Origin of the sequence: Sinorhizobium alkalisoli (assembly GCF_008932245.1) — a bacterium.
Taxonomy (GTDB): Bacteria; Pseudomonadota; Alphaproteobacteria; order Rhizobiales; family Rhizobiaceae; genus Sinorhizobium; species Sinorhizobium alkalisoli.
The window spans coordinates 1,353,503-1,374,056 of the sequence record NZ_CP034909.1; the positions used below are offsets into that span (position 1 = coordinate 1,353,503).

The following is a 20,554-nucleotide window of genomic DNA, read 5'->3' on the forward strand; positions in this document are numbered from 1 at the left end:
GCCTAGAGGTCCACGGTCAAGGGCAGGATCACGAGGTCGCGGATGGTGACCGTGCGGGGACGGCTGAGCATGAAAAGCACCGCGTCGGCGACTTCCTTCGGCTGCATCAGACTGCCATTGGCAAGGGCTTCCTCCATTTTCGCCTTGGGCCAGTCGTCGAGGAGCGCGGTGACCACGGGGCCGGGCGCAACGGCTCCGACGCGAATGCCGTGCGGCGCGACCTGACGGCGGACCGTATGGACGAAGGCCTGCACCGCGAATTTCGAGGCGGTGTAGATCGGTTCCCAGACGACCGGGACGATCCCGGCTATGGAACTGGTGAGGATGATGTCGCCGCCCTTCTGTTCGATCATGTGCGGCAGCACTGCCCGAACTGAGCGGAAAGCCGCATTGATGTTGAGATTGAGCATGCCGTCCCAGGCATCCGGATCGCCTGTCGCAACCTCGCCGCCGATATAGGCGCCGGCATTGGCGTGGAAAATGTCGAGGCCGCCGGCCCCTTCGAGGATGCGTTCGGCCATGCCGTCGACCGCCCGCGCATCCATCAGGTCGATCACCAGCGGGATCGCCCTCGGCCCGAGTTCGGCGCAGAGTTGCATGAGCCGCTCTTCCGCCCGGTCGATCAGCACGACCGTCGCATCCGCGGCGATGAGCGAGCGGGCGCATTCCAGGCCGATGCCGGAGGCAGCGCCCGTGATGGCCGCAACCTTGCCTTTCAGTTCGTCGTTCATGTTCGAGATCCTTCGTTCTTGTCGCCTAGGCACGGCCGTGGGAGACGCGGCTTTGCCGGGCGAGGCTGTCGACGATGACGGCGATGGCGAGAACCGCGCCGGTGATCATGTAACGCAGCGACGACGACAGGTTCAGGAGCGTCAGGCCGTTCGCGATGGACTGGATGACGATGATGCCGAGCAGGGCCGACCAGGCCGAGCCGCGGCCGCCGAAGAGGCTGGTGCCGCCGATGACCGCTGCCGCGATGGCATTGAGGTTTACATCGCCCGTACCCGCCTGCTGGCTTGCCGAAGCAAGCCGCGCGGCCGAGAGGACACCGCCAAGGGAGGCAAACAACGAGCAGAGCATGAAGGCGCTCAGATAGATTCGCGTCACGTTGATGCCGGAGCGCCGCGCCGCCTCGGCATTGCCGCCGACCGCCTTCATGGAGCGGCCCCATTTCGTGCGCACGAAGGCATAATTCATGATGACGACCAGCAGTACGAACAGGCCGAACATCCATGGCACGCCCCGGCCTTGGTTGAGGTAGAAGACCGCCAGTTCGAACCCGCCAGTCGCGACGGCCGCTCGGAATAGGAGACCGTTTACGGAGCTCGAGGACAGATTGGCGGCCTGTCTTTTCGCGCGGGTCCTGAGCCCCATGACGAGAAGTGTGAGGCCGGGCAGAAATGCCAGCGTATGGGACAGCCAGGCTGGCATGATCATCAGCTGGCCGAAATCGACGATGGACGAACCATAGGGAAGATTGATCGACCCGGTCGAGCCGAGCATGTAAAGCTGCAGCCCGAGAAGGGCGAGGAGGCCCGCCAGGGTGGAGACGAAGCTCGGCATTCCCAGATGCGTGCGCAGCAGCGCATAAGCCGCTCCGATGGCGACCCCGAGTGCAAGCGCGCCGCCGACGGCAATCGGCAGGGGAACGCCCATGTTGACCCACAGAACGCCGATGAGGGCCGAGCCGACCCCGCTCATCGACCCGACCGAAAGATCGATTTCACCGAGCATCAGCACACAGACGATACCGAGCGAGATGACGCCGACGGTCGAGCAGTCGAAGAGAAGGTTCACGAGGTTGTTCGGTGACAGGAAGATCGGATTGAGCGACGTGAACACCGTCCAGATGACGATCAGCCCGACGATCACCGGCAAGGACCCAAGGTCACCGGAACGCACGCGATCGAGGAAGGCGCTGACGGAGCCGCCGATGCCCTCGGCATGTCTGACCCGCGTGTCGGCGCGGTCGAGTTGTGGTGTCTGCATGTTCGGATTTCCCGATTTCTGTTGAATGCTCACGGCCGGGCTCCTTCACCGACGGCGCTCGACGAGAGCCGGCTTGCGCGCCTGGAAACGGCATTGTCGACAGCGCCGGTGATGGCTCCGACCAGTTCCTCGTTGGAGGCATCCGGGGTGAACACCCCATTGTTGCGACCGAGCCTGAGGACGACGATACGGTCGGCGACCGCCCGAACGTCCTCCATGTTATGCGAGATCATCACCACCCCGAGCCCCTTGTCGCGGACACGTTCGACGAGATTCAGAACCTCCGCGGTCTGCGCGACGCCGAGAGCTGCCGTCGGTTCGTCGAGCATGATGATCTGCGGTTCGAGAAGGAGCGAGCGGGCGATGGCCACCGTTTGACGCTGGCCGCCGGAGAGCGAGGCGATCGGCTCGCGGACGCTCGGGATACGGGCTGCAAGCTCGTTCAAGAGCTCCCAGGAACGGACTTCCATGGCGACTTCGTCGAGATACCAGGCGTTTTTTTCCTGCCCCAGGAAGATATTGGCCACAACGTCGAGGTTTTCGCAGAGCGCGAGATCCTGGAACACAGTGGCGATGCCGAGTCTGAGCGCATCGGCCGGCTCGTTCATGGTGACCGGCCGTCCCTGGAAGTGGATGGTGCCGGAAGTCGGCTGATGAACGCCCGCGAGGATCTTGACGAGCGTCGATTTGCCGGCACCGTTGTCGCCCACAAGTGCCACTACCTCGCCGGGATGGATGTCCAGATCGATGTTGGTCAAAGCCGAGACCGCGCCGAAACTCTTCGACACGCCCCGGAGGCTGAGGATAGGCTCGGTCCTGTTCGGATCGGTAGGGTTCTCGGTCATGACGGGTTCAACCCTTGTGTCCTATTCATGCTTGTGTTCGGTCGCCCGGCCGGCGATTGACCGGGCGACCGTCTCGGGAGGATCTATTTGATGCCGAATTCGGCGCAGCCTTCGGCGTAGCGGCCGGTGCAGAGCTCCGCAGCCGTCTGGATGCCCTTGTCGATGATTTCCGCCTTGAGGTTCTCGCGGGTCACGACAGCCGGGACGAAGAGTTCCGACGGAGTGTCGTAGAGCGTGGTCTTTGCCTCCGGCGTTTCACCATTCAAGAGCTGGACGGCGACGTTGGCCGCGGCGGCGGCAACGATCTCGGAGGGCTTGGAGATCGTGTTGTACTGGTCGCCCGCGATGATCAGCTGCAGCGCTGCGATCGTCGCATCGTTGCCGGTCACAGGCGGAACCGGATCGACGCCGGCTGCCTTGAAGGCCGCGATCGCGCCGCCGGCGGTACCGTCATTGGCGGCAACTACGCCGACGATCTGGTCACCGAAGCGGGTGATCTGTCCGCTTGTCCATTCCTGCGCCTTCGGCGGCGCCCAGTCCGGCGTGTCGAATTCCGCAAGCGTCTTGTACTTGCTGGTCGCGATGCCGGCGTGAATGCCGTCGCGAATAAGGCCTGCGGCCGCGTCGGTCGGCGAGCCGTTGATCTGGAGCACGCCGCCTTTGTCCGTCGGCACCTCCTTTTCCTCCAGGTGACGCATCAGGGACTCGGCGATTGCCTTGCCGATACCCTCGTTGTCGAACGAGACATAGTAATCGGCCGGCTTGTCCGGGATCGGACGGTCGTAGGCGATGACTTTCACGCCCTGGCTCTGGGCGAGCGCCACGAGCGATGCAGCGGCGCTCGAGTCGACCGGATCGAGCACGACCACCTTGGCACCCTGCGCGATGACCGAGTTGAACTGCTGCTGCTGGCGGGCGACGTCGGCATCCGCATTCTGGTAGATGACCTGGCAGTCGGCGCAGAGCTTCTCCATCGCCGCCTTGAAGCCCGGGAAATCGTGTTCCTCGTAGCGGGTAGAGGCCTGGTCGGGCATCAGGAAGGCGACGGTTCCGGATGTCTGAGCATATGCCGCCCCGCTCATCAGGGCAGATGCCAGCGCGGCGGTGGCGAGCTTCATTGTTGTTCGTGTCATTTCAGTTCCTCCATTTGAAATGGGCTCTTGGAGCGACACATCGCCCGAAGAGTGTTGGTTTCCTGAAAGACCGCTGCTAAGAATCGGACAGGCGCGATCGGCCACGCCGCACGCTCCGGGCTTTCGCGCCGCTGCAACGGCTTGATTGCCAACCCGGGTCGAGGGCGACTGTTGAGATCGGCATCCGTCGGTTCAGGCGGGCCATTTCAGAACGATTGTGCTTGCGCGCGGGGTGACGCTAGGCGCCCCGCGTGTCTGCTTCGACGTTTTGGCTCCTCCATTCCTCCCTGTTGGCGGCCATGCGCCGCTTTCTTGAATTCGCCGGTTTTTGCCTGGCGTTTGGTTCAGTGGATATTCTTCCCGTGCCGGGAAGCCGCCAAAAGTCCTTCGCCCGGCAATGCGGTATCCTGAGCGTCGTTTCCAACCGGATGCGGCTTTCGGCTGTCGAGGTCGCGCACCGAATCCCGCACAACGAGACTGGCATTGAGAACCGAGGGTTCGGCCGGTGCTTCCATGCCCATGTCCATTCTCAGTTGCAGCCTTTTCCAGGCCGTCTCGGCCATCCGGTCCACGGGTTGGCGTATGGCCGTCAGTCCGGTATTGCGCGCCGCCATCCAAGCATAATCGTCGAAAGCGACAATCGAGGTTTTGTCGGGAATGGCAATTCGACGTTCCGCAAGAGCCGACAGCACGCTCAAGGTCGTCACGTTGGTGAGCGCGATCACTGCGCCCGGAGCCGTATTGCGGTCCATCCAATCGGAGAAGATCCTTGCTCCGGCTTCCATGTTGGTGCCGAGCTTGAGTGTGACAGGGCGCGCGCCGGTGCGCTGCGCGATCAGGCCGGCGGCGCCCTCGGCTCGCTCGAATATTGGCGGGTAATCCAGATCGGAGACGGCGATCACGATGTCGCGGTGGCCATGTTCGAGAAGATGGCTGGCGGCAATCTGTCCGGCCTCCCGGTTGTCGAGGGTGACCGTGTCGGCGATGGCACCCTCGCTTGCCACGCGGTCGACAAGCACCATGGGAAGCGTCTTTTCGATCTCGACGAGCTCCGTGGGAATGGAGCTCGAGCAGGGGACAGCAATCATGCCTGCCGGCTTCCAGGAAAGGAGCGCCTTCAGACGCGAGGATTCCACCGATGGATCGTCATGGGAGCTCGCGACGATGACGTCATAGCCTTCCGCAAAGGCTTGGGTTTCCAGCCGGGAGACGATCGTCGCGAAGAAGGTGTCGGTGAGATCCGGAACAAGGACCGCAATGATGCGTGTCCTTCCGGAGCGCAGTTGAGAGGCGGCACGGTCGATCTGATAGCCAAGATGCTCCGCCGCTTCGAGAACGCTCTTCTTCAGTTCGTCGTTGACGGGTTTGCGGCCGCTGAAGACGTTCGAAACCGTTGCGGTGGATACGCCCGCATAGGCGGCGACCTCGCGGATTGACGGCTTTTTCGCGGCCACGGACAGCGGCTCCCTTCGCAGTTAAACGATTAACAGTTAAACGTTTAACACGGAGTGTCGTTCGTTTGCAAGTGGGAATCGAACTATGAGGATAGGATTGATGTGGCAGCCTTCGCCAATGTGCCGGGCTCCCTGGCGAACGGTCGGGTCCAGAGGGTCTTCGGGCCCGCGAAAGGGCCGTTCCACACGTCCGCCGAGCGGCCGCCCGTGCTTGCTTGCAGCAGAAGCGCCGCTAAATAGGGTAGCATGGATATGGAGGAGAACACAGCTTCAGCGAGTAGAGGCAGCCCGTCTGCACAGATGCAGCTTCGGACGGAGAATCCTGCCACCATGGCAGAAGTCGCGCGCCTTCTCGCGGGCCGCACGCGGGACATTCGCCTCACAGGTGAGCTTCGCCGCCTGTTTCGAGAGCGCTCCTGGCCGCGAACGGCCAAGATCATTCGTGCATGGATGACGTGGGTGGCATTTCTGGATGTGTTGACCCTCAGTCTCAACGCCATACTGCTCCCGAAGGCGATCGTGATGGCGATGCTCGCGCCAGCCTGCATTCTTCCGCCCGCCGCGCTGGCGACCGCCTTTATCTGGCGAAAGCCGCGCGCCTATTGGCTGCAAAAGATCTCCATCATCGCTGGCCTGCTCCTCATTCTCCTGTCGGTCGCCCTGGTGGGGGTGAGCGCAGGGGGCGAGTTCTACGAACGCCACTTGAACATCATGCTTTTCGTGGCGATCACCGCCATCATCATTTTCGCCATTCCACTGGCCTGGACAGTGACGGTCGCCGCCATTGCGCTTGGCCTCTACCTCGTCTTCCAGTTGCTGAATCCGAACCTGGAGCCGGGGAATGCCGTAGCTGCGACGCTTTTCTTTGCGAGCGGCATCGTCGCAACTGTCGTCGCGCGACGCACCATGACGATTCTCGCTCAGAAGACTTTCCTACTCGAGCTCAGAGACCGGAGCCGGGTCGCGGAACTTGCCGACGCGAATGCCCGGCTCGAGCGCCTTGCGAGAACCGATCCCCTGACCGGCATCGCCAATCGGCGCTGGATGATGGAAACTCTCCATCATCTGTGGAACGGCGGCATGAATTGCCGCGGCTGCGCCATGCTGATGTGCGATGTCGACGAGTTCAAGAAGCTGAACGATCACCTGGGGCATGCGGAAGGCGATCGCTGCCTCGTGAAGGTCGCCGGCATTATCCAGAGCAGCGTGAACGGCGAACGGGACCATGTCGCCCGCTATGGCGGCGAGGAGTTCCTCGTGGTGCTGCCGGGTGCAGACGAGCAAGAAGCCATTGCGACGGCCGAGCGAATCCGAAAGAGCGTCGAAGCAGCCTCGCTTCCGAACCCTGCCTCGCGCGTGGGGCCCTATGTGACCCTCAGCATTGGCGTGGCGATCCAGCCGCCGGACAAGGCGAGCATTTCACCGGAGCAGCTTCAGAACGAAGCGGATGCGGCCCTTTATCTTGCCAAGCAGGCAGGTCGCAATTGTGTATTGCTCCACCAGCCGGATGCAGCGGGAACGTAGTCTCAATCACCGGGTTATCCCGCCCGCAGGAACCGGATCGCTTCATCACGTCGATAAAGATAGAGCAGCGTCCTCAACGCTTCGCCGCGATCCGACGTCAGATCCGGGTCCCGCTCGATGACATAGGCCGCGTCCTTTCGTGCGGTCTCCAGAAGATCGGCGTGCGCCTCCAGGCTGGCGATGCGGAAGCCGGGGGTGCCGGATTGGCGCGTGCCGAGAAGCTCGCCTTCGCCGCGAAGCTTCAAATCCTCCTCGGCGATCAGGAACCCGTCTTCCGTTTCCCTGAGGATCGAAAGCCGCGCGTGCCCCGCATCGCTCAGCGGTCCCTTGTAGAGCAGGATGCAGGTGGAGGCCTCGTCGCCGCGGCCGACGCGGCCGCGCAGTTGGTGCAATTGCGCAAGGCCGAAGCGTTCGGCGTGCTCGATCACCATGATCGTCGCATCGGGAACGTCGACGCCGACCTCCACCACCGTCGTCGCTACGAGCACGCGAATCTCGCCGTTCTTGAAGGCGAGCATGACGGCGTCCTTTTCCGGCCCCGCCATCCGGCCGTGGACCAGTCCGACATCATTGCCGAAGCGGCGGACGAGCCCTTGATAGCGCTCGTCGGCGGACATGGCGTCGGTCTCTTCCGATTCCTCCACGAGCGGGCAGATCCAATAGGCTTTCTTGCCTTGCCGGAGCGCGGAATCGAGCCTGTCGATGATCTCGTCGGTACGCTCGGTCGGAATGGTGACGGTCTGTATCGGCTTGCGGCCGGCCGGCTTCTCCGTGAGCTTGGAGACATCCATGTCGCCAAAGGCCGCCAACACGAGCGTGCGCGGGATCGGCGTGGCGGTCATGACCAGCATGTGCGGAGAGATGCTTTTGGCCGTCAGCCGCAGCCTTTGATGGACGCCGAAGCGATGCTGCTCGTCGACGACGGCGAGGATGAGTCGATGGTAGTTCACCGCGTCCTGGAATAGCGCATGCGTGCCGATGACCATATGCGTCTCGCCGGAGGCGATGCGCTCGAGGATCGCGTCGCGCTCCTTGCCCTTGGTCCGGCCCGTCAAGACGTCGGTGGTGATGCCCGCCGGCGCTGCCATCCTGGAAAGCGTGGCATGGTGCTGGCGGGCGAGAATCTCCGTCGGTGCCATCAGCACCGCCTGGCCGCCGGATTCGATCGCCGCGAGCATCGTCATGAGCGCCACCGCCGTCTTGCCGGAGCCAACGTCGCCCTGAAGCAGGCGCAGCATGCGCTCGGCACCGGACATGTCGGCAAGTATGTCCCTTACGGCAGCCGACTGGCTTGCCGTCAGCGAGAAGGGCAGGGCGGCGAGTACAGGACCGCTTAGGCGCCCCGTCGCATGCACCGGCGAGCCGGCGACCTTCCGCAGCCGCTGGCGCACCAGCGCGAGCGAAAGCTGACCGGCCAGGAACTCGTCATAGGCGAGCCGCCGGCGCGCCGGAGCCTGGTTGTCGATATCGGTCTCGTCCCGAGGTTCATGCAGGCGATGAAAACTCTCCTTCGCACTTCCGAATCCTTGTTGGCGGAGAAACGTCTCGTCGAGCCATTCGGGTAGATCGGGGATGCGCGCCACCGCCGCCTCGATGGTCTTACGGAGCGCCCTCGGGGCGAGCCCGGCCGTGAGCCCATAGACGGGCTCGACCAATGGCAGGTTCTCCGCTTCCGCCGCAGAGACCATGTGGTCCGGGTGGACCATCGATGCGCGACCGTTGAACCAATCCACCTTGCCGCTGACGGTCACGATTTCGTCGACCGGCAGCGCCTTTTCCAGCCAGTTCCCCTTGACGCGGAAGAAGGTCAGCGCCAGCTCGCCGCTGTCGTCGTGCAGGAAGACGCGATAGGGCACGTTGGGACGTCCGTGCGGCGATGGCTGGTGCCGGTCGACGCGCCCGGTGATGGTGACGATCGCGCCCTGCGGCGCATGGGCGATGCCCGGCTGCCGGCGCCGATCGATCAGCGAGTGGGGGGCGTGAAACAGGAGATCGACGACGCGGCAATCGTCGATCGTTTCGCGCCCGAGCAGCCGCGCGTAAAGCTCGCCGGTTTTCGGACCGATGCCGGGCAGCGTGTCGAGGGGCGAAAACAGCGGATCGAGCAGGGCAGGGCGCATAGGAGTGAAAATGGGACGATAATTCCCGCTTTGGCAAGGCTGACAACCTGCTTTCCAGCGTTTATAGAGCCCCTGATCATGGATCCGCCGCGAAAGGCGGATGGCAGGAAGGACGTTTCATGACCGGCATTTCGCGCACGAGCGCCGATCTCGACCCGCGTCGGCGCCGAATACTGTTTCGCGCCTGGCATCGCGGCATCCGTGAGATGGATCTGATCCTCGGGCAGTTCGCCGAAGCCGAGATTGCAAGCCTCACCGATCCCGAGCTCGACGAGCTCGAAACGATCATGGGCGAAGAAGACAACGACCTCGTGCGCTGGATCACGGGAGAGAAGCCGCTGCCCGAGCGGCATGCGACGGCGCTGTTCGCGCGCATCGCGGCCTATCGCCCGGATTTCGATCCCGTCCGCTAGCGCTACGGCGCCATAATCGGAATCTATCCGAAAGGCTCGAAGCGCAGTTTCAAAGAGTTACAGCGACCTTTGCGCGGCTGAAAAGACGCGCGGCGCTCGTAAGAAACGGAATGACACGACGATGATACCTGGCCTCGATGCGAAGAGGGTTGTGGCGGCAACGCGGGAAGTGACGATCGGGCCCGTGCCCTCCGGCGCCGAGGCGCTGATCCTTGCGGATCTGGCGCGGGCAGGAACGCCGGTCGCCTATTTCCTTTCCGACGGCCAACGGATAGCCGATCTCGAGCAGGTTCTTGGCTTCGTGGCGCCCGACATTCCCGTCTTGACGCTGCCGGGCTGGGACTGCCTGCCTTACGACCGAGTGTCGCCGAGCGCCGATATTTCGGCGCGGAGGCTGGCCGCATTGAGCGCGCTCATTGCGCATCGGGCAAAGCCGCATGCGGCGATCGTGCTCGTCACCGTCAATGCCGCCCTGCAGAGGATTTCGCCGCGGCGGGTGATCGAAGGTCTTGCCTTTTCGGCGCGGCCTGGCAACCAGGTGCGCATGGACGATCTCGCCGCCAGGTTGGAGCGAAACGGCTTCGAGCGGGTGCCGACTGTGCGCGAGGTTGGCGAGTTTGCCGTGCGGGGTGGCATTCTCGACGTCTATGTGCCTGGAGGCGGCGAGCCGCTGCGTCTCGATTTCTTCGGCGATACGCTGGAAACGATCCGCTCATTCGACCCGGTCAGCCAGCGCACGACGGGGCAGGTGCGCTCGCTCGACCTCAACCCGATGAGCGAAGTGTCGCTGACGCCGGAGACCATCAGCCATTTCCGCAAGCAGTATCTCTCGCGCTTCGGCGCGGCGACTCGCGACGATGCACTCTACCAGGCCGTCTCGGAAGGGCGCCGCTATGCCGGCATGGAACATTGGCTGCCGCTCTTCTACGATCGCCTGGAAACGGTTTTCGACTATCTCGACGGCTTCCGTATCGTCACGGATCACCTGATCCGCGAAGCGGCCGCGGAGCGCTCGAAGCTGATCCTCGACTATTATGACGCGCGGCTTGCATCCGCGTCGCCGGGCAAGCAGTTCCCGCAGGGCACCCCCTACAAGCCCGTGCCGGCGGAACTTCTTTATCTCGGCGCTGAAGCATTCGGCACCGCCTTGACCGAACGGCGCGCTGTGCGCCTCTCGCCCTTCAGCGAACATGAAGGGGAGGCGCGTCAGGTCGTCACCATCGAGGCGCGTCAGGGCCTGCGCTGGGCCAAGGCCGTTGGCGAGGAGAGTGACGGCGAACGCGTCAATGTCTTCGACCATGCGGTCAAGCACATCGCGGAAAAGCGGGCGAAGGGTGCGAAGGTCGTCATTTCCGGCTGGACGGAAGGATCGCTCGACCGGCTCACCCAGGTTCTTGCCGAGCATGGTCTTGCAAGGATCCGCCCGATCAAGGCGCTCTCCGACCTCGGCTCTTTGAAACCGGGCGAGGCGGCATCCGCGGTTCTCAGCCTTGAGGCGGGATTCGAAACCGGCGATCTCGTCGTCATTGGCGAGCAGGATATTCTCGGTGACCGGCTAGTGCGCCGCTCGAAGCGCCGAAAGCGTGGCGCCGACTTCATCGCCGAGATGACGGGCCTCGACGAGGGGAGCTATGTCGTGCATGCGGAGCACGGCATCGGCCGCTTTGTCGGCCTGCGCACGATCGAGGCCGCCGGCGCGCCGCATGATTGCCTCGAGCTCCTCTATGCCGACGACGCCAAGCTTTTCCTGCCGGTGGAAAACATCGAGCTTCTGTCTCGCTACGGTTCGGAAGGGACAGACGCAATCCTCGACAAGCTCGGCGGCGTCGCCTGGCAGGCGCGCAAGGCCAAGCTCAAGAAGCGGCTGCTCGACATGGCCGGCGGTCTCATCCGCATTGCCGCCGAACGGCACACGCGGCATGCGCCGGTTCTCGCCGCCCAGGACGGCGTCTATGACGAATTCGCCGCACGCTTCCCCTACGACGAGACCGAGGATCAGCTGAACTCGATCGAGGCCGTTCGCGATGATCTCGGCAGCGGCCGGCCGATGGACCGTCTGGTCTGTGGCGATGTCGGATTCGGCAAGACGGAGGTGGCGCTGCGTGCCGCTTTCATCGCGGCGATGAACGGCATCCAGGTCGCGGTCGTCGTGCCGACGACCTTGCTGGCGCGTCAGCACTACAAGACTTTTGCCGAACGTTTCCGCGGCCTGCCGGTGCGCATCCAGCAGGCCTCCCGCCTTGTCGGCTCGAAGGAACTGGCACTGACCAAGAAGGAAGTCGCGGAGGGCAAGACCGACATTGTCATCGGCACCCATGCGCTGCTCGGTTCCTCGATCAAGTTCGCCAATCTCGGTCTGCTCATCATCGACGAGGAGCAGCATTTCGGCGTCAAGCACAAGGAGCGGCTGAAGGAGCTGAAGACCGACGTCCACGTGCTGACGCTATCGGCGACGCCGATCCCGCGAACGCTGCAGCTTGCTCTGACGGGCGTTCGCGAATTGTCGTTGATCACTACGCCGCCCGTCGATCGCATGGCGGTGCGTACCTTTATTTCTCCCTTCGATGCGCTGGTGATCCGCGAGACGCTCATGCGCGAGCATTATCGTGGCGGCCAAAGCTTTTACGTCTGCCCGCGGGTGAGCGACCTTTCCGAGGTTCACGAGTTCCTGAATTCCGACGTACCGGAGTTGAAGGTCGCGGTGGCGCACGGCCAGATGCCGGCTACCGAACTCGAAGACATCATGAACGCCTTCTATGAGGGCCGCTATGACGTGCTGCTTTCGACGACGATCGTCGAATCCGGCCTGGACGTACCGACCGCCAACACGCTGATCGTTCACCGCGCCGATATGTTCGGCCTGGCTCAGCTCTACCAGCTGCGCGGCCGGGTCGGCCGCTCGAAGGTCCGCGCCTTCGCGCTCTTCACGTTGCCCGTCAACAAGACGCTGACGGGCCCGGCGGAGCGCCGGCTGAAGGTGCTGCAGTCGCTCGATACCCTCGGCGCCGGCTTCCAACTGGCGAGCCACGATCTCGATATCCGCGGCGCGGGCAATCTGCTCGGCGAGGAGCAGTCCGGCCACATCAAGGAGGTCGGCTTCGAGCTTTACCAGCAGATGCTTGAGGAGGCGGTCGCCGAACTCAAGGGCGAGGAGGAGATCCACGACACTGGCTGGTCGCCGCAGATCTCGGTCGGAACGCCGGTCATGATCCCGGAAGAATACGTACCCGATCTCAATCTCCGCCTCGGCCTCTATCGACGCCTCGGTGAACTGACGGACCTCAAGGAAATCGATGGCTTCGGCGCCGAACTGATCGACCGCTTCGGCCCGCTGCCGGTCGAGGTCCAGCATCTCCTGAAGATCGTTTACATCAAGGCGCTGTGCCGGACGGCGAATGTGGAAAAGCTCGATGCCGGACCCAAGGGCGTCGTCGTCCAGTTCCGCAACAAGGAGTTCCCCAACCCGGCGGCCCTCGTCGGCTATATCGCCAAGCAGGGGACGGTCGCCAAGATCCGGCAGGACCAGAGCATCTTCTTCCAGCGGGAGCTTGCATCGCCGGAAAAGCGGCTTTCGGGCGCTGCGATGGTGATGACCCAGCTCGCGGGGCTTGCGAAAGCGGGATGAGAGGGCGATGGGGTGGTGCGGCCTCGACGCAGGCGGAACCTCTCTCCCAATTCCCGGTCTCCCCAAAAAACCTCCCCAACCCCTCCCCACAAGAGAGAGGGGCTTTGCGCTCGCGGCGTTCTCCTTGCAGTTCCGACAGGCTGGCGTCTGTTGCGACGATGCGGCGCGATGCGGCAGAGAGGGTGCGGCAAGTTAATCCCTCCCCCTTGTGGGGAGGGGTCTTTCGCCTATAACGGTCAGTGCGCCGGGCGGGCCGCTTTCATCGCGGCAAGTTCGAGCAGGGCGTTGGTCAGTACTTCGACCGACTGCGCGCCCATCACCGCATATTGCTGATCGAGGATGAAGCAGGGGACGCCGGTCACACCCATGTCGCGCGCCATGTCGATCTCCTGCTTGACGGCGTCCTTGTCGGCGTCGGAGGAGAGGAGGGTGCCGATGACCGGGCGATCGAGCCCGGCCTTCTCCGCGATGTCAAGCAGGATCGCGTGATCGCCGACATTCTTGCCCTCTTCGAAATTCGCCTTGAAGAGCAGGCGTACGGTCTCCTCCTGAGCGGCTGATCCGCTGGTGGCGGCCCAGCGGATCAGGCGATGGGCGTCGAGCGTATTGGGGCTGATCTTCACCGCATCGAAATCGAAGGCGATGCCGGCCTCGCGACCGAGCCCTTCGAGCATTTCATGCGCACGGTCGACGGCGGCCCGACCGCCGAACTTTTCCGCGAGGTGGCGCTTATGGTCGACGCCCTCCGGCGGCAGATCGGGGTTGAGCTGATAGGGACGCCATCGGATCGCGACCTGCACCTCGTTGGCCACATTGGCGATCGCCTGGTCGAGGCGGTTCTTGCCGAGATAGCACCACGGGCAGACGACGTCCGAGACGATATCGATATTGACGGTTTCCATGGTGGCGGCCTTTCCCGTTTGGCTATAACGCGTCCCGCATTCGCGCGGGGGCGGATTCCCTGCATGTCGTTGCACAAACCGCTGCGTAAGCTCGGACGACGATGCATTAAGGCTGCGACATAGGCCGCTGCGCAGTCTCTTTCAACGCGTTACCGAATGGGTACCAGCTTACTGGGCACGCCCGTCCCACCAGGTCGGAAGCTGGTAGCCATAGAGCGGCACCTTTGCAGGCCGGCCGATATGCTTCCAGCGGGCGATCCATTGCGCATCGAGATGATAGAGCGGCACGACGTAGGAATTGTTGACCAGCAGCCGGTCATGCGCGCGCACGGCGGCGGTGAAATCCTCGGGCGTCTGTGCCCGCAGGATATTGTCGATCATCTTGTCGACATCCTTGTTGGCGACGCCGGCGAAGTTGGAACTGCCTTGGCGATCGCGCGACACGGATCCCCAATAGGATATCTGCTCCGCTCCCGGCGATAGCGACGAAGGATAGGACTTGATGATCACGTCATAGTCGAAGGACTGGCTGCGCAACTGGTATTGGGAGTCGTCAACCGTCCGCACCGTCGCGACGATGCCGAGCGGCGCCAGGAAGCGCTGATAGGCCAGCGCGATCTTCTCCTGGCCCGCATTCTGGCTCATGATCTCGAAGGTGAGCGGGGCGCCCGTTTTCTCATCGACCATCTTGCCGTCCTTGATGACATAGCCGGCTTCCCGAAGCAGGGTCACCGCCTCCCTCAGCACATTGCGGTCGCGACCGGACCCGTCGGTTACGGGAAGACGGTAGGTTCCGTCGAGGATCGCCGGATTGATCCTCTCCCGAACGTTCCCCATCAGCTCGAGCTCGCGGTCGTCGGCGGCGACACCGAGGAAGGAAAGCGATGAATTCTGCCAATAGCTCTGCGTCCGCGTATAGGCTCCGTCGAAGAGATTCTTGTTCACCCACTCGAAGTCGAAAACGAGCGCGAGGCCCTGCCGAAGCTTGATGTTTTGGAACATCGGCCTGCGGGTGTTGAAGACGAAACCGAGCATGCCGGAGGGCGTTTCGGGCTTGAAGCTCTCCTTGATCACGTTGCCGGACTGAACCGCCGGGAAATCATAGGCGCGCGCCCATTTGGTCGCGCTGCCCTCCGGATAGACGTCGACCTCGCCCTTCTTGAAAGCCTCGAACAGGGTGTTTTCCTGGAGAAAATACTCGACGGAAATCTCGTCGTAATTGTCGACGCCGACCTTCGAGGGCAGGTCCTTGCCCCAATAGTCCGGATTGCGCCGGTAGACGATCCGCTCGCCCGGCCGCACCTCGGCGACGCGATAGGGGCCGGAGCCGAGCGGCGGCTCGAGCGTCGTCCTGTCGAATGTCTCGACATCGACGGCATGCTTCGGCAGCACCGGCGACAGCGCCAGCAGCAGCGGGAATTCGCGATCCGCGTCCTCGGTGAAAGTGAAGCGCACGCTGCGCTCTCCGACTTTTTCCATCTTCTCCACCTTCGCGAGGCGATTGCTGAACGGCGCACGCCCCTTGTCGCGCAGCAATTCGAAGGTGAAGGTGACATCCTCGGCGGTCACCGGCTGGCCATCGGCCCAACGTGCTTTGGGGTTGAGGTTGAACTGGATGAACGTACGGTCCTCGTCCAACTCGACGGTCTCGGCAAGCAACCCATACATGGTGAAGGGCTCGTCCTGGGAGCGTTGCATCAGCGACTCGTAGACCAGATTGCCGAATGCCGGGTCCCACATGCCACGCGCGGTGGTGCGCATGCTCTTCAGGATGAAGGGATTGAGGCTGTCGAAGGTGCCGACGACGCCATAGGCGATCCTGCCCCCTTTCTTCACGTCCGGATTGACATAGGGAAAGTGCTTGAAATCGGCCGGCAGGGCAGGCTCGCCATGCATGGCGATGGCATGCACCGGTGCGGCAGCGGCTTGATAAGCAGCCAAGCCGGTTGCCAGGAGCATGACCAGGCCGGAAAGAATTGCGCGCAACTTGACCTCCCGTGGGATCTATACTGCCGAATCCCGGCACGTTAGCAATGCGCACGCATATTTCCAACAAACTCAAAAAATGCAACGAAACACTGGATAAACGGCACGAGCCAATGTAACAGGTGTTTCCGGAATCGGGGCCATTCAAAAGCCTCATTTGGCCAACAGGACAGCGGCGGCTGACGATATTCACCAGCGGAACGGCAAGTTCCGTGACCGGATTTCAGGAGACGGAATCACAATGAACTTCAAGTCGAACTTCGCCAAACGCGCGGGAATGGCAGCGTTGGCGCTCACCGTAGCAGCCGCCGGCGCGCCGGGCGTGGCATCCGCGCAGCAGGCGGGAGGCAAGGCGCCGCGGGGATGGTTCAAGGTCTGCACCAAGCAGGAGGACAACGATGTTTGCATCGTGCAGAACCTGCTTACCGCCAATAACGGCCAGCTCGTCACGGCGGTCGGACTGATCACCGTCTCCGGTAAGGTCAACCGCAAGGTGCTGCAAGTTTCCGTGCCGTCGGCGCGCATGATCCCGCCGGGCGTCCAGATGCAGATCGACGGCGGCAAGGCCGTCAAGCTCGACTACGCAATCTGCATGCCCGACAAGTGCGTTGCCGAAGTACCACTTGCCGACGCGGTGATCTCCAGCCTCAAGAAGGGCAATGAGGTCGTCTTTACGTCGGTCAATTTCCAGCGCGCTCCCAATCCCATCAAGATGACGCTGGAAGGCTTCACCGGCGTCTTCGACGGCGAACCGATCGAACAGTCGCAGCTCGAAGAGCGCCAGCGCCTGCTGCAGGAAGAAATGCAGAAGAAGGCCGAAGATGCGCGCAAGAAGCTGGAAGAGGCTCAGAAGGCCGCCAAGCAGCAGTAAGCATGGGCTTTGCGAATTGCCACCGCCGCGCGTCTGAATAAGACGCGCGGCGGTGTGCTTTCAAAACAGTCCGTTCAAGGGCGACCTGATGTGGGGCGTTGCGTCACGGGTCTTTGCTTCTTCAGCCTGTACTCGAGCTTGGCGCGTGTCAGGCCGAGTTGGCGGGCGGCCGCGGATATGTTGCCTCCAGCCGCTTCGAGCGCCGATCGATAGAGCGCGGCTTCGGCACGCTTGAGAGCCTCGGGAGTGGTTACCATCCGACGTTCGCCCATGATGTCGGTGGGGACCGCCTGCGCCGTCCCGATGCGCCCTTCGCCGGTCAGCTTCAATGGCAGAGACGGGACCTTCTCGAAGCCGGTAAACAGGTGCTGCATGTCGACCATCGAACCGTTGTCGGCGTAGATGACGCCACGCTCGACGAGGTTCTGGAGCTCGCGGATATTGCCGGGGTAATCATAGGCGAGAAGGGCGTCCATCGCCCGGCGGGTGAAACCGGTGACATTGCGGCGGTGGCGGTCGCGGAAGAGTGTCAGGAAATGGGCGGCGAGCAGCGGAATATCGTCGCGCCGGTCTCGAAGCGGCGGAATGACGATCGGGAAGACGCAGAGACGGAAATAGAGGTCCTGGCGGAAGCGGCCGGCGCGGATCTCGTCGGCGAGGTTGACGTTGGAGGCGGCGACGACGCGCACATCGACGGGAATGGTCTTCGTGCCACCAACACGTTCGATCTTCCGTTCCTGGATGGCGCGTAGCACCTTGCCCTGGGCCGAGTAGGTAAGGGATGCGATTTCGTCGAGGAAAAGGGTGCCGCGATGCGCGCGCTCGAAATAGCCGGCGCGCGACTGCACCGCACCGGTGAAAGCGCCCTTCTCGACTCCGAACAGTTCGGATTCGACGAGGTTCTCTGGAATGGCTGCACAGTTGATCGGCACGAACGGCCCGTCATGTCGCCGCCCGAGTTTGTGGAGTTCGCTGGAGAAGAGTTCCTTGCCGACGCCCGACTCTCCGATGAAAAGGACCGTCGCATCGGTGTCGGCGACCTTTTCCAGCATCAGCCGAGTTCGCAGGAAGCTTGCGGAAACGCCCACGACTTTGCCCTCGGTGACACCAGGTGGGTCGGGCGCGGTTGCCGGCGCGGCTCGATCAACGGCCACATGGCGCCGGGTTTTCCAGTCCAGACCAAGATAGTGCCGCTCCGGAGCGTCCTTGCCCCAGGCATCGACATTCTGCCCGACGACGAGGCAGCGAGGCGCGCCCATAGCAGCGCATTCGATCTCGCGGAAGACGATCGGCCTGCCGAACAGCGTACTGGTGTAGCCGGATGGATAGCCCGTCTGCATCCAGCAAGCGGGTTCACTTGAAATACCGTAGCTCGAAATATGTTCCGCGGCCTCCGAAGAGTCGTCCCAGTAGAACTCGCCGAAATAGGTACCCTTGCGAAGGTCGAACTGAAACTGCTTCGTCGTCACTTTGGCGAAGCCCTCGAGCGTGTGGACGCGGGGGCCGGCTGCAAGCGCGTGGGTCAGATCTTCCTGCGGAAAGCGCTTCTGAATCAGTTCGGCATCGCGCACACCTTGCATATAGCCGACACGCATGAAGATGCCTTTGGCAGTCTCGATGCCGAAGGCGTCGATGATCTCCTGCCGCAGGCGCCCCAGCACCAGCGACTGGATCAGTACCATGCGCTGGTCGTTGAGCCATATTCGACCGTCGCCGAGCGCGAACTGGAGTGCCTCCGCAAGGTCGGTGAGGGTGGGCGCCGCGCCCGTGTCGAGTTCGTTGAAAGCGCCGCGCGTAAGAACCCCGCCCGTTTTGCGGGACGCCTCGACCAGGGAGATCAAACGCTCGGAATGTTGCGAGTCTGTCATGTTCTTCTTGATTATTTGATGAACGCAGGAACGATATTTCATAATTTTCGTAATCTCAAGCGCGGTGGCCGAGGCGGCTTTCTCTTCTGAACGAAGCTGAGAAACAAGCGTTTCCAAGCGCTTGCAGCGCTTTCTCGGAGAGATGGGTCTTCCCCTGAAGTTCTGGCACGACCTTTGCAGCATTAGTTTCGACCGCTCGAGGAAAGCGGCCGGAGGACATCGGCAGAAAACCAAACGTCGGCAACGAAGGCTGGGCGGGCCCCGCGGCGAAGCCGTGCCCGCGCACCCTGACAGGCCGACACTTTGAGGAGAACAGTATGAACATTCAGAAAGGGAATTTCCTGGACAGCGAGCGCTGGGAAGGGCGCGCCTTCTTTGCCGATTGGCAAAGGACGGCGGCGGGCGTCATCGAGGTGACCGATCCGGCGACGGGAGCGGTAATCGCTTCGGTCGGTGTTGGGGGGGGCGCCGACATTCGCCGTGCCGCCGCCGAGGCGCGCGTCGCGCAGAAAGCCTGGGCCAGGATGCTGCCGACCGAAAGGGCGCGCATTCTTTCCAAGGCCGCCGACCTGCTCGAACAGAACGGCGCGGAGCTGATACCGTGGATCATGCGGGAGTCCGGATCGATCTATCCCAAGGCCGGCATCGAGATCGAGCATGGCGCGCTCTTCATGCGACATGCGGCTTCGCTCGCCACGGCACCCATGGGCATGTTGATCCCGGCGATGGACAATCGGACGAACTATGCCAGGCGCGTGCCGCATGGCGTCGTGGGTGTGATCTCTCCCTTCAATTTTCCGCTCGTGCTGTCCGTCCGCTCGATCGCCGCGGCGTTGGCATTCGGCAATGCCGTGGTCCATAAGCCGGACCCGCGCACGCCGATCTCGGGTGGCATCATCATTGCCCGGATCTTCGAGGAAGCCGGTCTGCCCAAGGGCGTTCTGCAAATCGTTCCGGGCGGAGCGGATGCGGGCGAGGCCATGTGTACCGACCCCAATATCGCAATGATCTCCTTCACGGGGTCGGCGCGAGGCGGCTCGAAGGTTGCCGAGATCGCCGGCAAGCATTTCAAAAAGGTCCAGCTCGAGCTCGGTGGCAAGAATTCGCTCGTCGTGCTCGACGACGCCGACCTCGACGTCGCCGCATCGAATTCGGCCTGGGGCGCTTTCCTGCATCAGGGCCAGATCTGCATGGCGACCGGGTTGATCCTGGTCGACGAGAAGATTGCCGATGCGCTGACAACCAAGCTGGTAGCGAAGGCCTCCCACCTCACGGCGGGCGATCCGTCGCTCAACGAGGTGGCGCTCGGACCGATCATCTCGGATGGTCAGGTCGAGATTATCGATGAAATCGTCAACGACGCCGTGGCCAAGGGGGCGAAGCTCCTTGTCGGCGGTACGCACGACGGCCGCTTCTACGCGGCGACCGTGCTCTCGGGGGTCAAACCCGGAATGCGCGCTTTCGAGGAAGAGATCTTCGGCCCGGTGGCCTGCATTGCCACCTTCAGCTCCGAACAGGAGGCGATCGCCTTGACCAACAACAGCGACTACGGTCTTGCCGCCGGCGTGATCTCAGCCGACATCGGCCGCGCCCTTCGGATTGCCGAGGAGCTCGACGTCGGTATGGTCCATGTCAACGATCAGACGGTCAATGGCGGTCCCTTCGCGCCATTCGGGGGGCCGCGCAAGTCCGGCAACGGCACCCGTATCGGTGGACCGGCGGACATCGAGGAGTTCACGACCTGGAAGTGGATTTCCGTCAAGGACGCGGCAACGCCCCATCCCTTCTGATCAATCCCAGATCGGGATGCGCGCAGTACAGCGC

General features: G+C 63.0%; 14 protein-coding genes. 5 read left to right on the forward strand and 9 right to left on the reverse strand.

Going from position 1 to position 20,554, the window contains the following annotated elements; genetic code table 11:
- Positions 1–2: 2 nt before the first annotated feature.
- The 5 genes from EKH55_RS06720 to EKH55_RS06740 all read right to left on the reverse strand — a co-directional run bounded on the left by EKH55_RS06720 (position 3) and on the right by EKH55_RS06740 (position 5,421).
- Complete coding sequence (locus tag EKH55_RS06720) at positions 3–731, reverse strand: SDR family oxidoreductase (RefSeq protein ID WP_069457090.1); 729 nt, start codon at positions 729–731, stop codon at positions 3–5.
- A gap of 25 nt (positions 732–756) precedes the next feature.
- Entirely contained in the window at positions 757–1,989 is a 1,233-nt protein-coding gene (locus tag EKH55_RS06725; protein ID WP_069457089.1) for a sugar ABC transporter permease, read from the reverse strand.
- A gap of 29 nt (positions 1,990–2,018) precedes the next feature.
- On the reverse strand, positions 2,019–2,834 hold the full coding sequence (locus EKH55_RS06730; protein WP_069457088.1) for an ATP-binding cassette domain-containing protein: 816 nt from the start codon (positions 2,832–2,834) through the stop codon (positions 2,019–2,021).
- Between the two features lie 83 nt (positions 2,835–2,917).
- Positions 2,918–3,967: an ABC transporter substrate-binding protein gene (locus tag EKH55_RS06735; protein ID WP_151611200.1), complete on the reverse strand. Its 1,050-nt coding sequence runs from the start codon at positions 3,965–3,967 to the stop codon at positions 2,918–2,920.
- A gap of 344 nt (positions 3,968–4,311) precedes the next feature.
- A complete protein-coding gene (locus EKH55_RS06740) occupies positions 4,312–5,421 on the reverse strand; it encodes a LacI family DNA-binding transcriptional regulator (RefSeq protein WP_069457086.1) in 1,110 nt (369 codons plus the stop codon).
- A gap of 300 nt (positions 5,422–5,721) precedes the next feature.
- Here EKH55_RS06740 and EKH55_RS06745 point away from each other — a divergent pair, with 300 nt between their 5' ends.
- On the forward strand, positions 5,722–6,945 hold the full coding sequence (locus EKH55_RS06745) for a GGDEF domain-containing protein (RefSeq protein ID WP_425353217.1): 1,224 nt from the start codon (positions 5,722–5,724) through the stop codon (positions 6,943–6,945).
- 14 nt (positions 6,946–6,959) lie between these two features.
- Here the strand turns inward: EKH55_RS06745 and recG are convergent, their stop codons facing one another.
- On the reverse strand, positions 6,960–9,065 hold the full coding sequence (recG, locus tag EKH55_RS06750) for an ATP-dependent DNA helicase RecG (protein WP_151611201.1): 2,106 nt from the start codon (positions 9,063–9,065) through the stop codon (positions 6,960–6,962).
- A gap of 119 nt (positions 9,066–9,184) precedes the next feature.
- On the opposite strand from recG, the gene EKH55_RS06755 reads away from it, so the two are divergent.
- Together EKH55_RS06755 and mfd are read left to right on the forward strand one after the other, a co-directional pair.
- On the forward strand, positions 9,185–9,478 hold the full coding sequence (locus EKH55_RS06755; protein WP_069457083.1) for an FAD assembly factor SdhE: 294 nt from the start codon (positions 9,185–9,187) through the stop codon (positions 9,476–9,478).
- A 121-nt stretch (positions 9,479–9,599) separates the two neighbouring features.
- Positions 9,600–13,103 (forward strand): transcription-repair coupling factor, encoded by a 3,504-nt coding sequence (gene mfd, locus EKH55_RS06760; protein ID WP_069457082.1) that lies wholly within the window; start codon positions 9,600–9,602, stop codon positions 13,101–13,103.
- A gap of 236 nt (positions 13,104–13,339) precedes the next feature.
- Here mfd and EKH55_RS06765 read toward each other — a convergent pair whose 3' ends face one another.
- Both EKH55_RS06765 and EKH55_RS06770 read right to left on the reverse strand, forming a co-directional pair.
- Complete coding sequence (locus tag EKH55_RS06765) at positions 13,340–14,005, reverse strand: DsbA family oxidoreductase (protein WP_069457081.1); 666 nt, start codon at positions 14,003–14,005, stop codon at positions 13,340–13,342.
- Between the two features lie 168 nt (positions 14,006–14,173).
- Entirely contained in the window at positions 14,174–15,991 is a 1,818-nt protein-coding gene (locus EKH55_RS06770; protein ID WP_151611202.1) for an extracellular solute-binding protein, read from the reverse strand.
- Positions 15,992–16,232: 241 nt separating this feature from the next.
- Between EKH55_RS06770 and EKH55_RS06775 the strand changes: the two genes are divergently transcribed.
- Entirely contained in the window at positions 16,233–16,862 is a 630-nt protein-coding gene (locus EKH55_RS06775) for an invasion associated locus B family protein (protein ID WP_069457080.1), read from the forward strand.
- Between the two features lie 74 nt (positions 16,863–16,936).
- On the opposite strand, the gene EKH55_RS06780 is transcribed toward EKH55_RS06775, so the two are convergent.
- The gene (locus EKH55_RS06780; protein ID WP_151611203.1) at positions 16,937–18,730 is read right to left on the reverse strand and encodes a sigma-54-dependent Fis family transcriptional regulator; all 1,794 of its coding nucleotides are present in this window, start codon (positions 18,728–18,730) and stop codon (positions 16,937–16,939) included.
- Between the two features lie 317 nt (positions 18,731–19,047).
- Between EKH55_RS06780 and EKH55_RS06785 the strand changes: the two genes are divergently transcribed.
- Positions 19,048–20,520: a benzaldehyde dehydrogenase gene (locus tag EKH55_RS06785; protein ID WP_151611204.1), complete on the forward strand. Its 1,473-nt coding sequence runs from the start codon at positions 19,048–19,050 to the stop codon at positions 20,518–20,520.
- Positions 20,521–20,554: the final 34 nt, after the last annotated feature.